Genomic DNA, 13,513 nt, shown 5'->3' on the forward strand with positions numbered 1-13,513 from the left:
TGGACGAAATGGCTCTTGAAGGGAGCCTGTAATCTTGGTCAATGCTGCTGGCGCGGGTCGCCATGGGGAGCGTCGTCTGGCGGCGCTTCGGTAGGCATGCGAAAGCTCTCGCTGGCCCACGCGCCGAGGTCTATCTGTTTGCAGCGCTCACTGCAAAAAGGGCGGTACACATTCGCGGGGCTGTACACGCTATCGCCGCCGCAGCTGGGGCAGATGACGATGCGCGCCTGCGAGGAGGGGGCGGGGGAGTGGGGCATCCTGGGGTGATCCTCTTGCTCAAATCGGCCGGCCCGATCTTCTGCGGGCCTCGACGCTATGCAGTCTCTGGGCTTGGGCTAGGGCTTGCTAAGGCCTATGCGCACAGGGTCAGTTCAAACGCCGCGTCTTCGTTGCAGGCGTGCAAACGCCCATCAGCTTCCAGCCGCATGAGCCGCACCGAGACAATCAAACGGTTGCCACTGATTTCCGGGATCAGGTTCAGCGCCGGGTCGATGCGAAGCCGCAGCAGCTGGAAGGTGCGGCCCTGGGGCAGGTTTTGCTGAAACTGTCCTCGTTCGGCAGCCACCTTTTGGGGGACGCCTGAGTCGCGCAGGAGCTTGAGCAGCACATAGATCGACTCGGCAAGGGGGGCCAGGGTGGAGGCCCACTCTTCCAGCGCCTGCTGGCGCACTGCGGGAGTATGGTGCTGCCACGCGTAGTAGGCGGGCAGGTCAAAGCCGCAGGTTCCACCCGGAATGCCGATGCGGCTGCGAATGCTCATCAGCCAGTCGTTTTCAGTCAGCGCGTGGCCCGACTTGCCGCTTTGGGTGTTGAGCGCCACGAAGCAGCGGTCCAACTGGCTGATGACTGCGTCGAGTGCCGCTTCAGAAATGGAGGGGTTGCCCCGGTAGGCGTCGAGCTGGTGCTTGTGCTTTTCAATGTCCTTGAGCACATCCGATTTCAGATCGGCCCGGGCGGCCACGTCCATGATCTCGAAGATCGTGACCAGGGCGAAGTGGTGATCCAGCGCGTGGGGCCGGGGGATCAATTCCCCCAAGCGGCGGAACAGCTGCTCCAGCCGCAGGTAGGTTCTGAGACGCTCGTTAAAGGGGTATTCGTAAAGGATCACGCTGGCGGGTTCCTGGAGGCTCAGGCAGTATTCTGACGCCGGTGGCGCACGGCATGGGGCGAAAGCACAAACGGTTTCGTGCGCATCATAGCCCGAACAGTGTGGCCACTTGCCGTACCTCGGCCTGCAACTGCTCCAGTGTGCAGTGTGCGTCGTTGGCAATCAGCACATCGGCCACCGCCCTGCGCGCTGAGCGCGTGGCTTGTGAGGCAATGATTCCCTGTACGGTTTCAGCGGACAGACCGCTGCGCCGCACGACCCGAGCGATCTGGGTCTGCTCTGTGCAGTCCACCACAACCACGGCGTCAAGCTGGCGAGCCCATCGCCCGGACTCTGTGAGCAGCGGGATGTCGTGCACGATCAATCCGGCGCCAGCCTGCAAGGCCTGCTCAATCCGTTGCTCGCTGTGCAGGGCCACCAAAGGGTGCACGATGGCCTCCAGCTGGCTACGGGCCTCCGGTTGGCTGAAGGCCAGTTGCCGCATACGCGCGCGGTCCAACGCGCCCGATGCATCGACATACGCGTCACCGAAGGTACTTTGGATGGCTGACATGGCCGCGCCCCCGGGCCCGGTCACGTCCCGGGAAATCTGGTCGGCATCAATCAGGACAGCGCCAAGGGCTGCCAGCATCTGGCCCACGGTGCTCTTGCCACTGCCAATGCCGCCTGTCAGTCCCACGCGCGAGGGCTGTCGGGAGGTTGCCATGGAGGTCTGTCAGAGTCCGAAGAGCCCGAGCACTGTACCCAGAATGGCGTTGGGCCCAAACACCATCGCGGTGAGCCCTGCGCCGACCAGAAAGGGGCCGAATGGGATGTAGCCACCTTCACGCAAGCTGCTGAAAATCTTCATGGCGATCCCGATGATGGCGCCAATTACCGAAGACATCAGAATAATGGGCACCAGGGCCTGCCAGCCGAACCAGGCCCCCAAAGCCGCAAACAGTTTGAAGTCTCCGTAGCCCATCCCTTCCTTGCCGGTGGCCAGCTTGAATCCCCAATACACCAGCCAAAGTGACAGGTATCCCGCGGCTGCACCCATGACCGAGGCAAACAACGGCACGTTGATCCATTGCAGGGCCGACGCCAGCAGTCCCGCCCAGAGCAAGGGCAGGGTAATGTCATCCGGCAAGAGTGTGGTGTCCCAGTCAATGAATGCCAGAGCCACCACAGCGGCCGAAAAGCCGCACCATGCCAACCCTGTGGGTGTCGCGCCCCAGCGGTGGATGCAGAAGAAGAACAGCGCCCCCGTCGCCAGCTCGACCAGCGGGTAGCGGAGGCTGATGCGCGTCTTGCAGGACGAGCAACGTCCACGCAGAAACAGGTAACTCAAAACCGGAATGTTTTCATGCCACCGCACTACATGCCCGCAAGCCGGGCAGCGGGAGCGTGGCGTCATGAGGTTGAAGGTGGGCTGCGTGTCCTCTGGCAGTTCTTTGCCCTGGTTGGATGCTTCGACCAGCGCCAGTTCTGCTGCCCATTGCCTCTCCATCATTTTGGGAAGGCGGTAAATCACCACATTCAGAAAACTACCGAAAAGCAAACCAATCACGCCGCCGATAGCGGCGTCCAACCACGCTTCAAGCACCATTACACAACCTGACCGAGCTTGAAGATGGGGAGATACATCGATACCACGATCCCGCCGATGAGCGTGCCCAGAAACACGATGATGATGGGTTCCATCAGGCTGGATAGGCCTGCGACCATGTCGTCCACCTCCGCCTCGTAGAAGTCTGCGGCCTTGCCGAGCATGTGGTCGATGGAGCCGGATTCTTCGCCGATAGCGCACATCTGTAGCACCATGGATGGAAAGATATTGGCATTTCCCATAGCTGCGGTGAGGCTTGTGCCCGTGGAAACTTCCTGTTGGATCTTATCCGTGGCTATGGAGTACACCGAGTTGCCCGCAGCTCCTCCCACCGAATCTAGTGCCTCAACCAGTGGTACTCCGGCGGCGAACATGGTGGATAGCGTACGAGTCCAGCGCGCGACGCAAGATTTGTCGATCAAAGGGCCAAACACGGGAATACGCAGCAGAAGTCGGTCCATGAACATCTGCATCTTTTCGTTACGGCGCCATGCCTGCATGAAAAAGAAGAAGCCCCCGCCGATGACGCCGAAAATAAGCCACCACCATTTGACAAATACCTCGCTGATAGCCATCACGAACAAGGTGGGCGCGGGTAAGTCTGCACCGAAAGAGGTGAAGACCTCTTTGAATGCGGGAATGACGAAAATCATAATCACTGTCACAACCACGAAAGCCACAATCACCACAGAAATAGGATACATGAGAGCCGATTTAATCTTGGATTTAATTGCCTCTGTTTTTTCCATGTACGTGGCCAGTCGATCCAGAAGGGCTTCCAAAATACCTGCAGCCTCGCCCGCCTCTACCAAATTGCAGTAGAGGCTATCAAAGTACATCGGGTACTTTCTGAAGGCACCGTTGAGCGATGTCCCTGTCTCGATATCGGAACGAATGTCGTTGAGCAGCTTGGTGACGCTGGCATTGGTATTACCGCGACCCACAATATCGAAGGCCTGTAACAATGGTACGCCGGCCTTCATCATGGTTGCCAACTGGCGTGTAAACAGCGCAATATCCTTCGGCTTGATCTTCTTGCCTGAGCGCATGCGGCGCTTCTTGATTTTTGTAGGAAAAACCCCTTGGCGACGCAAGGTCGCTTGCACCTGGTTTTCTCCGACCGCGCGGATTTCTCCTCGCACTATCTTTCCGTTGCGGTCCTTGCCCTCCCACTCGAAGACAAAATCTTTAATATCTTTAGCTGATGCTGCGGTAGCCATGGTGCCCTCGTCCTCGAATATTATTCGTTGGTCACAGCCAGCACTTCTTCCAGCGAAGTGAGGCCTAATTTGGCCTTGTAGAGCCCCGATTCGCGCAGCGATCGAACACCCTCGGCACGAGCCTGCTCCGCGATCTCCAGTGCACTCCCATCACGGAGAATGATGCGTTGGATCTCTTCGGAAACCGGCATTACCTGATAGATGCCGAGTCGCCCTTTGTAGCCGTTGTTACAGGCCGAGCAACCGACGGGACGGTAGGTAACCCATGAACCATCAATCTCGTGCTCTTGATACCCTGCGTCTACCAGAGCCTCGTGCGGGATGTCGGCAGGAACCTTGCACACCGGACACAACCGACGGGCCAGTCGCTGCGCTGTAATGAGAATTACGCTGGATGCAATATTGAATGGCGCTATACCCATGTTACGCATGCGCGTGAGTGTGGTCGGGGCGTCATTTGTGTGCAGGGTAGAAAGTACCAAGTGGCCCGTCTGCGCTGCTTTGATGGAAATATCTGCAGTTTCTAGATCTCTAATTTCACCTACCATGATGATGTCGGGGTCTTGGCGCAGAAATGATTTCAATGCCACTGCAAAGGTCAGCCCCGCCTTCTCATTCACGTTGACCTGATTGACACCAGGCAAGTTGATTTCGGAAGGGTCTTCGGCTGTTGCGATATTGACACCAGGCTTGTTGAGCAGGTTCAAGCAGGTGTAAAGAGATACAGTTTTACCTGAGCCTGTAGGACCGGTGACCAGAATCATCCCATAGGGGCGACCGATGGCTTGGAGCAATCGCTCTTTTTCTACGGGCTCGTAGCCCAACGCATCAATACCGAGTTTGGCACTACTCGGGTCCAAAATGCGGATTACGATTTTTTCACCGAACAAGGTTGGCAAGGTGCTCACGCGAAAGTCGATGACTCGATCTGGCCCTACCTTGAGCTTCATGCGGCCATCCTGGGGCACGCGCTTCTCGGAAATGTCCAGCCGCGAGATCACCTTGATGCGGGATGCCAGCTTATCTTTAATTGCGATCGGTGGAGATGCAATTTCGCGCAATTCGCCGTCGATGCGGAAGCGAACCCGGTATTGATGCTCATAAGGCTCAAAATGCAAATCTGAGGCGCGCATATTGAATGCATCGAGCAGCATTTTGTGCAGGAACTTGACAATAGGCGCGTCTTCAACTTCTGTGGCGCCAGTATCCGCTTCTTCAGGCGCATCCTCAATGGCAATGTCATCAAAAGTAAAATCACCTCCGCCACTCACGAGTGTATCCATAGACTCGCTCGTGGATTTTGTGGTCGCTTCTACCAGTCGGCTGAGCTTGTCATACTCCGCAATAATCCAGTCTACCCCCATTTGAGTGGTGAACTTGATTTTTTCTGCGGCTTCCTGGTCCGTTGGGTCGGCCGTTGCAACGATCAGTCGGTTATTGCGTTTGCTCAGAACCACCACGCGATATGCCTGGCATATCTTGTTATCCAGCAGTTCTTTGGGGAGGCGCAACGGATCAATGGCGTCCAGATCGAGCAAAGGTGCGCCAAAGACTGCCGACACCGTGTGCGCGAGATCGGCTGCAGAAACAGCGCCCGAACCCGTCAGTTCAGCAATGAAACTGGTTCGACTGATTTGTGATTTTTTGTAAATGTCTTCCGCTGACTTTTGGGTCAGTTTGCCGGCGGACATCAGGGCACGGCCAAGCCCCGGCAGAGCGACTGCGGAAGCTTCTTTGAGGGCAGTATCAACAGCGGCCATGTAACCGGAAATATGTTAGGTGTGGAAAAGAAACCATCCTATCATCACCGATCAACCATGGACTGTACAGCGGCGCATATTGGCAACGGCGCCACAAACCAAGGCTTGGAAGCGTAATCGCGCAGTGCTTTTGGTCGGGGTGAGAGGATTCGAACCTCCGGCCTCTACGTCCCGAACGTAGCGCTCTACCAGGCTAAGCTACACCCCGCATATTGCAATCGCGTTTGCAAATGGATTGAATGCCTTTTTCAATTCCGCCGCTCAAGCAATTGCGAGGCCAATTCTAGCAAACCCTCCGAGTAGGCATTGGCTGGTAATTGTCGGGCGGCGGCCATGGCGCGGTGTGCTTCTGCGAAGGCTGCGGCGCGCGTAACGTCCAAGGCGCCAGTCTGGCGGACAATGCTCACGATCTCTGCCAATTGTTCGGTCGAGCCTTGTTCGATAGCTTGGCGAACAACCTCCGCTTGACTAGAAGTCCCCCGCTCCATCGCGGCGATCAGCGGGAGTGTGGATTTGCCTTCGCGCAAGTCATCCCCGAGATTTTTGCCCATTTCTGCGGCGTCGCCGTCGTAGTCCAGCACATCGTCAATGATCTGGAAAGCGGTGCCCAGTGCCTGCCCGTAAGTTGCACATGCTTCTTCCACGCCGGGGGTGCTGTTGGCAAGGATGGCGCCCAGCCGGGCGCTGGCTTCGAACAGTTTGGCTGTTTTGGAGCGGATAACACGCAAATAGCCTGCCTCGTCCAGTGAGGCATCGTGCATGTTCATGAGCTGGAGCACTTCACCTTCAGCAATCACGTTCGTGGCTTCGGAGAGAATTTCCATGATGCGCATGCTTCCGGCCTCAACCATCATCTGGAATGACCGGGTGTGCAGAAAGTCGCCCACGAGGACACTGGCAGGGTTGCCGAAGGTTTCGTTCGCTGTGGGGCGGCCACGGCGCAGCGTGGATGCGTCCACCACATCGTCATGCAGCAATGTCGCTGTGTGAATCAGTTCGACCACCGCAGCCAGGCTGTGCCGATGGGCGCCACGGTAACCTAAGGCTCCGCATACCATCAGTAACAGGGCAGGGCGCAGGCGCTTGCCGCCCGCAGCGATGATGTACTGCGAAATCTGGGCCACCAGAGGGACGCTGGATGTCAGTCGCTGACCGATGACCTTGTCAACCTCGTGCATGTCTTGTGCAACGAGCGCGAGGGGGGAAGCTGTGGGGGCGGTATGGTCAGTCAAGATGATGGTCACAGAAAGTGCCGGAATTATAGGAAGGCGCGCCGCGCCGACCGTAAGCCCATCGGCATTTGACGTCCCCATGCCGAGTGGTGCGATAGGGTCTGGTCAAACGTCGGGAGGCGTGCTATGATTGCGAGCTCTGCAGAAATTCGTCTGCAGAACTCAAATCAAGAGGTCAACATGTACGCGGTCATAAAAACCGGCGGCAAGCAGTATCGCGTTGCTTCCGGCGAAAAAATTAAAGTAGAACAGATTGCTGCGGACGTAGGCCAGGAAATTGTGATCGACCAAGTTCTGGCAGTCGGCAACGGCGCTGAGCTGAAGGTTGGTACACCCCTGGTGTCCGGCGCAACCGTGAAAGCCACTGTTGTGGCCCACGGCAAGCACGACAAAGTGCACATCTTCAAGATGCGCCGTCGCAAGCACTATCAAAAACGCCAAGGCCATCGCCAGCAGTTCACTGAGCTGCAAATCGGTGCGATTGCTGCTTAATCGAAGGAGCTAGTCATGGCACAGAAAAAAGGCGGCGGCTCTACGCGAAACGGGCGCGACTCCAAGCCAAAGATGTTGGGTGTCAAGGCGTTCGGTGGTGAATTGATCAGCGCAGGTTCGATCATCGTGCGCCAGCGTGGCACGCGCTTCCACCCCGGCACCAATGTCGGCGTGGGCAAGGATCACACGCTGTTTGCCCTAGTGGACGGCCACGTGTCGTTTGGTACCAAGGGTGCATTGTCCAAGTCCACGGTCAATGTGACACCCGCCTGAGGATTTTTCCTCTGGCACTCATCGAAGCCCCGCTTTGTCGGGGCTTTGTTGTTTGGTCTGTACGCGTTACTGATGTGTTGTTGGTGCGTGGTGGCTGGAGTACGCGTCGCCATTCCGCCACAATGGATTGCCAGCGGATGCTGCGGACCCTTTTGTAAACTGGATACCCCATGAAGTTCGTCGATGAAGCCTTTATTGACATTGCCGCTGGTGATGGTGGCAATGGCTGCGTGTCGTTCCGGCACGAAAAATACAAGGAGTTCGGCGGCCCCAATGGTGGTGACGGGGGGCGCGGCGGGCATGTGTTCGCCGTGGCTGATCCCAATCTGAATACTTTGGTGGACTATCGCTACTCGCGCCGCCACGAGGCCAAACGCGGTGAGCATGGCATGGGCTCCGACATGTTCGGTGCTGCGGGTGCCGACATCACCCTCAAGATGCCGGTTGGCACCATCATCAGCGATGCCGAGACGGGCGAGGTGCTGTACGAGCTGCTGACACCGGGCGAGGTCATCACCATTGCCAAGGGGGGGGACGGCGGCTTCGGCAACTTGCGTTTCAAGAGCGCCATCAACCGCGCTCCGCGCCAAAAAACGCCCGGCTGGCCGGGAGAGAAAAAGAACCTCAAGCTGGAATTGAAGGTGCTGGCTGATGTCGGCCTGCTGGGCATGCCCAACGCGGGCAAGTCTACCTTTATCACGGCGGTGTCCAACGCGCGGCCGAAGATTGCGGACTACCCTTTCACCACATTGCACCCCAACCTGGGCGTTGTGCGGGTGGGGCCTGAGCAGAGTTTTGTGGTGGCCGACATTCCCGGTCTGATCGAGGGCGCATCCGAAGGTGCGGGCTTGGGGCACCAGTTCCTGCGCCATCTGCAGCGCACGCGCTTGTTGCTGCATATCGTTGACGTGGCGCCGTTCGATGAGGCGGTGGACCCGGTGGCCCAGGCCAAAGCCATCGTGAACGAGCTCAAGAAATACGACCAGCAGCTTTACAACAAGCCGCGCTGGCTGGTTTTGAACAAGCTGGACATGGTGCCCGCCGAGGAGCGCGAGGCGCGTGTGAAGGACTTTGTGAAGCGCTTCAAATGGAAGGGCCCGGTGTTCGAAATTTCCGCCTTGACCCGCGAGGGCTGCGAGCCGCTGATCCACGCCATCTTCCGCCACGTGCAGTCCGAGCAGCGCACGGAGAACGAGCCGGTGGAGGTGGATCCTCGTTTTGCGGGTGACGCGCCGGCTTGACGCCTTGAGGTCCAGAGCAAAGATTTGCTATATTTTTAATAGCTACTCAGGCATGAAGCAGTAGCGCTATCGGCATCAAAGACATCAAAATGGTTTCCAGCGTATTGAGAGATGCCCGCCGCATCGTGGTGAAGGTGGGCTCCAGCCTTGTGACCAATGAAGGGCGTGGACTGGATGAAACTGCCATCGGCGAGTGGAGTCGCCAACTGGCCGCTCTTGTACGCGGCGACGGGGGCGCACCGCGCGAGGTGGTGATGGTGTCCAGTGGCGCCATTGCCGAAGGCATGAAGCGTCTGGGCTGGACCACGCGACCCCAGGAAGTCCACGAGTTGCAGGCTGCTGCAGCGGTGGGGCAGATGGGGCTGGCGCAGATGTACGAAACCAAGCTGCGCGAGCAGGGCATGGGCAGCGCGCAGGTGCTGCTCACCCATGCCGACCTGGCCGATCGCGAGCGCTATCTCAATGCGCGCTCTACCCTGCTCACGTTGCTGCGTTTGGGTGTGGTCCCGGTGATCAACGAAAACGACACGGTGGTCAATGACGAGATCAAGTTTGGCGACAACGACACGCTGGGTGCGCTGGTGGCCAACCTCGTGGAGGCCGACGCCCTGATCATCCTCACGGACCAGAAGGGGCTTTACACCGCTGACCCGCGCCGGGACCCATCCGCACAATTTGTGCACGAGGCCAAGGCGGGTGATCCGGCGCTGGAAGCGATGGCGGGCGGCGCGGGATCGAGCATCGGCAAGGGCGGAATGATCACCAAGATCCTGGCGGCCAAGCGTGCGGCGGGCTCCGGCGCATCGACCGTGATCGCCTGGGGGCGCGAGCCCGATGTGCTGGTTCGTCTCGTGAATGGCGAGGCACTGGGCACCCTCCTGGTCGCGCAAACGCAGAAAAAGCAGGCCCGCAAGCAGTGGATGGCCGACCATCTGCAGCTGCGCGGCTCCGTGGTGGTGGACGCGGGTGCGGCCGCCAAGGTGCGCGATGAAGGCAAAAGCCTCCTGCCCATCGGCATGACGGCGGTGGAGGGCGACTTTTCGCGTGGCGATGTGATTGCTGTGCGCGACGGGGCCGGAGTCGAAATCGCACGTGGCTTGGCCAACTATGCGGCTGCCGAAGCACGCCTGCTGTGCCGCAAGCCGTCAACGGAGTTTGAGAAACTGCTGGGCTACATGGCGGAGCCGGAGATGGTCCACCGCGACAATCTCGTGCTGGCGCAGGGCGCCTAGAGATTCACAGCGTGCATCGAGCAGCGTGTGCACCGGTTCTGGGCTGAGAAGCGAACCACCCACCAAAACAAAACGCCTGCATTTGCAGGCGTTTTGCATGGAGCGCTCCTGGGTCAGCGCGGCGTATCTGATACCGATGGGATACCGTCAAGCTCTCCCGGCATGCTGTTTTGCGGATCGGGGTCGAAGCTGGCCCCCGGTGGGAGTTCCATGCCCGGATTGACGAGCATGGAGCCCGTGCGAAACATGTTCGCAGCGCCGGTGTGTTCGCCCTCTCTGGTGCGCAAGCCACTGCGCAAATAGCGGTTGCGCTGTTCGTGGCGCGGGAGATAGCGGGCCAGTTCGGTCAGCGCCATTTCGTAAACGCCACGTTTGAACTCGACCACCACATCCAGCGGAACCCAGTAATCGTTCCACCGCCAAGCGTCAAACTCCGGGTGGTTGGTGGCGCGCAGGTTCAAGTCCCAGTCATGCCCCATCAATTGCAGCAGGTACCAGATCTGCTTCTGGCCCTTGTAGTGACCGCGTGCATCGCGGCGGATGTACCGGTCAGGCACCTCATAGCGCAACCAGTCCCGGGTGCGGGCCACCACGCGAACGTGGTTGGGCAATAATCCCACCTCCTCATGCAGCTCGCGGAACATGGCCTGCTCGGGGGTCTCGCCCCGGTCAATGCCACCCTGCGGGAACTGCCAGCTGTGGGTGCGTATGCGCTTGCCCCAAAACACCTGGTTTTTCTGGTTGAGCAGGATGATGCCGACGTTCGGCCGAAAGCCGTCCCGGTCAAGCATAATCAAACCCCAAATTTTTAAACTGTGTCCATTATGCACGGCGCCTAGCGCGCAGCAAGTGGACGGCCCCGTTCTGCCTGCAATCGACTCCCGATGAAAGCCTCCCAATTCTTCATTTCCACCCTCAAGGAAGCTCCGGCGGACGCCGAAGTGGTCAGCCACAAACTCATGACGCGGGCCGGGCTGATCAAGAAGCTGGGCGCTGGCATCTATAACTACATGCCCTTGGGCCTGCGCGTGATCCGCAAGGTGGAAGCTATCGTGCGCGAAGAAATGAACCGCGCGGGCGCCGTGGAGCTGACCATGCCGGTGGTGCAGCCCGCCGAGCTCTGGCAGGAAACGGGCCGCTTTGAGAAAATGGGTCCTGAGCTGCTGCGCATCCAGGACCGCCATGGCCGCGACTTTGTTGTGCAGCCGACGAGTGAAGAAGTGATCACTGACATCGCACGCCAGGAGCTCAAGAGCTACAAGCAGTTGCCGAAGAACTTCTACCAGATCCAGACCAAGTTCCGCGACGAGCGCCGTCCCCGTTTTGGCCTCATGCGCGGCCGCGAGTTCATCATGAAGGATGCCTACAGCTTTGACCGCGACCAGGCGGCCGCCAAGGCCAGCTACCAGGTGATGGCGCAGGCCTACCGGCGAATCTTTGACCGCTTCGGCCTGACCTACCGCGCCGTGGCCGCTGACAGCGGTGCCATCGGGGGCGACCTGTCAGAAGAATTCCAGGTGATTGCTGCCACGGGGGAAGACGCCATCGTCTACTGCCCGCAGAGCGACTACGCCGCCAACATGGAAAAGGCCGAAGCGCTGGCCCCCACCGGACCACGCGGCGCTGCCACGCAGGCGCTGACCAAGACGGCCACACCGGGCAAGAGCACCTGCGCCGATGTGGCGGAACTGCTGGGTGTTCCACTCAACACCACCGTGAAGTCGCTGGTGCTGGCCACGGACGACACCAACGAAGCCGGCGAGATCATCAAGACCCAGGTCTGGCTGCTGCTGCTGCGTGGCGACCATGACATGAACGAGATCAAGGTCGGCAAGGTGCCCGGACTGGCGGGCTTCCGCTTTGCGACGCTGGGCGAAATCGAGGACCACTTTGGCTGCAAGCCGGGGTACCTGGGCCCCATTGGCCTCAAGAAACCTTTGAAGATCGTGGTGGACCGCGAAGTTGCTGTGATGGCGGACTGGATTTGCGGCGCCAACGAAGTGGACTTTCACATCACCGGCGTCAACTGGGGTCGTGACCTGCCCGAGCCCGACATGGTGGCTGACCTGCGCAACGTAGTAGCGGGCGACCGCTCCCCGGACGGCAAGGGCGAGCTGGCGATCGAGCGCGGCATCGAAGTGGGCCATGTGTTCTACCTGGGCACCAAATACAGCAAGGGCATGAACGCAACCTTCCTGGGCGACGATGGTAAGCCGGCGTTCTTCGAGATGGGTTGCTACGGCATTGGCGTGACGCGCCTGCCCGCTGCCGCTATTGAGCAAAACCACGATGAGCGCGGCATCATTTGGCCGGACGCCATTGCACCGTTCACGGTGGTGGTTTGCCCCGTGGGCATGGACCGCAGCGAGGCCGTCAAGGCCACGGCCGAGCAGCTGTATGCCGACCTGCTGGCCGCAGGCGTGGACGTGATCCTGGACGACCGTGGCGAGCGTCCCGGCGCCATGTTTGCCGACTGGGAACTGATCGGCGTGCCCCACCGCGTGACCATCGGCGACAAGAGCCTGAAGGAAGGTGTGGTCGAGTACCAGCACCGCCGTGACACCGCAGCCACCAAGGTGGCCGTGGCCGACATCCTGGCCCACGTGAAGGGCCGCATGGCCGTATGAGCAAGAGCGGCGCTCCCTTGAACGCTCCGTGGGTTGCTGCCGCTGGCGGCCCCGGGGGGCTGTCGCGCCGCGGCTGCCTGGTGTCGCTGGCGTCACTGGCAGCGCCCGCTGCCTGGCTGGGTGCTCCGCAGGTGGCGCACGCCGGCGGGCAGCTGGAGGAGCCCCTGATGGATTCGGTGCGTACCGCACTGAGTTCGGCCATTGCCAACCAGGCACCGCCTGAGCCGGAGTTTTTCACCACCGAAGCGCGCCTGCACTACCTGCGGTGGCTGGGCACGCAGAGCGATCGGTTGCGCCCGCGCAAGCCGGACCTGGAGGTGCGCCGCGACTTCCTGCAGACGGTCTGGTACGAATCCAAGCGCGCGGGGCTGGATGTCTCTCTGGTCCTGGGGCTGATCCAGGTGGAAAGCGGATTCCGCAAGTTTGCGGTGTCCAGCGTCGGAGCGCGGGGTTACATGCAGGTCATGCCCTTCTGGACGCGCGTGATTGGCGACGGCGACCCGGGCAAGCTGTTTCACATGCAGACCAATCTGCGTTTTGGCTGCGTCATCCTGCGCCACTACATTGACCGGGAGCAGGGCGACCTGTTCATGGCACTGGGCCGCTACAACGGCAGCCGAGGCCGGTCGCCTTACCCAGATGCCGTGTTTGCGGCCCAGCGCAAGTGGCTGTTTGCCGACCGGCCGCAGTCGCCCGCCGCTTGATTCAGTGAACAGGGCATGACGTGGGCCGGGCCCCGG

Annotated in this window: 14 protein-coding genes and 1 tRNA gene; 6 read left to right on the forward strand and 9 right to left on the reverse strand. The window is 59.9% G+C overall.

Annotated features, from left to right (window positions below; genetic code table 11):
* Positions 1-38: 38 nt before the first annotated feature.
* The 8 genes from ACODSM_RS18830 to ACODSM_RS18865 all read right to left on the reverse strand — a co-directional run bounded on the left by ACODSM_RS18830 (position 39) and on the right by ACODSM_RS18865 (position 6,854).
* On the reverse strand, positions 39-257 hold the full coding sequence (locus ACODSM_RS18830; protein WP_488806518.1) for a DNA gyrase inhibitor YacG: 219 nt from the start codon (positions 255-257) through the stop codon (positions 39-41).
* Between the two features lie 95 nt (positions 258-352).
* Positions 353-1,108, reverse strand: a complete 756-nt coding sequence (gene zapD / locus ACODSM_RS18835; RefSeq protein ID WP_060987282.1) for a cell division protein ZapD — start codon at positions 1,106-1,108, stop codon at positions 353-355.
* Positions 1,109-1,193: 85 nt separating this feature from the next.
* Complete coding sequence (gene coaE / locus ACODSM_RS18840; RefSeq protein ID WP_488806519.1) at positions 1,194-1,814, reverse strand: dephospho-CoA kinase; 621 nt, start codon at positions 1,812-1,814, stop codon at positions 1,194-1,196.
* Between the two features lie 9 nt (positions 1,815-1,823).
* On the reverse strand, positions 1,824-2,696 hold the full coding sequence (locus ACODSM_RS18845) for a prepilin peptidase (protein WP_488806520.1): 873 nt from the start codon (positions 2,694-2,696) through the stop codon (positions 1,824-1,826).
* The gene (locus ACODSM_RS18850) at positions 2,696-3,916 is read right to left on the reverse strand and encodes a type II secretion system F family protein (RefSeq protein WP_488806521.1); all 1,221 of its coding nucleotides are present in this window, start codon (positions 3,914-3,916) and stop codon (positions 2,696-2,698) included. The genes ACODSM_RS18845 and ACODSM_RS18850 overlap by 1 nt, the downstream gene beginning before the upstream one ends.
* A 20-nt stretch (positions 3,917-3,936) precedes the next feature.
* A complete protein-coding gene (gene pilB, locus ACODSM_RS18855) occupies positions 3,937-5,676 on the reverse strand; it encodes a type IV-A pilus assembly ATPase PilB (protein WP_488806522.1) in 1,740 nt (579 codons plus the stop codon).
* 131 nt (positions 5,677-5,807) lie between these two features.
* Positions 5,808-5,884: transfer RNA gene (locus ACODSM_RS18860), tRNA-Pro, on the reverse strand.
* Positions 5,885-5,924: 40 nt separating this feature from the next.
* Positions 5,925-6,854, reverse strand: coding sequence for a polyprenyl synthetase family protein (locus ACODSM_RS18865; protein ID WP_488806548.1), 930 nt, complete (start codon positions 6,852-6,854; stop codon positions 5,925-5,927).
* Positions 6,855-7,088: 234 nt separating this feature from the next.
* Here ACODSM_RS18865 and rplU point away from each other — a divergent pair, with 234 nt between their 5' ends.
* The 4 genes from rplU to proB all read left to right on the forward strand — a co-directional run bounded on the left by rplU (position 7,089) and on the right by proB (position 10,146).
* A complete protein-coding gene (rplU, locus tag ACODSM_RS18870; RefSeq protein ID WP_005794184.1) occupies positions 7,089-7,400 on the forward strand; it encodes a 50S ribosomal protein L21 in 312 nt (103 codons plus the stop codon).
* Between the two features lie 15 nt (positions 7,401-7,415).
* Positions 7,416-7,673 carry a 50S ribosomal protein L27 gene (gene rpmA / locus ACODSM_RS18875; protein ID WP_005794180.1) on the forward strand — a complete coding sequence of 86 codons (258 nt, stop codon included), beginning with the start codon at positions 7,416-7,418 and terminating at the stop codon, positions 7,671-7,673.
* Positions 7,674-7,843: 170 nt separating this feature from the next.
* Complete coding sequence (gene cgtA / locus ACODSM_RS18880; protein WP_060987288.1) at positions 7,844-8,914, forward strand: Obg family GTPase CgtA; 1,071 nt, start codon at positions 7,844-7,846, stop codon at positions 8,912-8,914.
* An 89-nt stretch (positions 8,915-9,003) separates the two neighbouring features.
* On the forward strand, positions 9,004-10,146 hold the full coding sequence (gene proB, locus ACODSM_RS18885) for a glutamate 5-kinase (RefSeq protein ID WP_488806523.1): 1,143 nt from the start codon (positions 9,004-9,006) through the stop codon (positions 10,144-10,146).
* Positions 10,147-10,259: 113 nt separating this feature from the next.
* Here proB and ACODSM_RS18890 read toward each other — a convergent pair whose 3' ends face one another.
* Entirely contained in the window at positions 10,260-10,937 is a 678-nt protein-coding gene (locus tag ACODSM_RS18890) for an RNA pyrophosphohydrolase (protein WP_209817604.1), read from the reverse strand.
* A 93-nt stretch (positions 10,938-11,030) separates the two neighbouring features.
* Here ACODSM_RS18890 and ACODSM_RS18895 point away from each other — a divergent pair, with 93 nt between their 5' ends.
* Positions 11,031-12,773, forward strand: coding sequence for a proline--tRNA ligase (locus ACODSM_RS18895; protein WP_488806524.1), 1,743 nt, complete (start codon positions 11,031-11,033; stop codon positions 12,771-12,773).
* A complete protein-coding gene (locus tag ACODSM_RS18900; RefSeq protein WP_015012723.1) occupies positions 12,770-13,477 on the forward strand; it encodes a lytic transglycosylase domain-containing protein in 708 nt (235 codons plus the stop codon). The genes ACODSM_RS18895 and ACODSM_RS18900 overlap by 4 nt, the downstream gene beginning before the upstream one ends.
* Positions 13,478-13,513: the final 36 nt, after the last annotated feature.

The sequence above is a fragment of the Acidovorax sp. FG42 genome, from assembly GCF_057809195.1.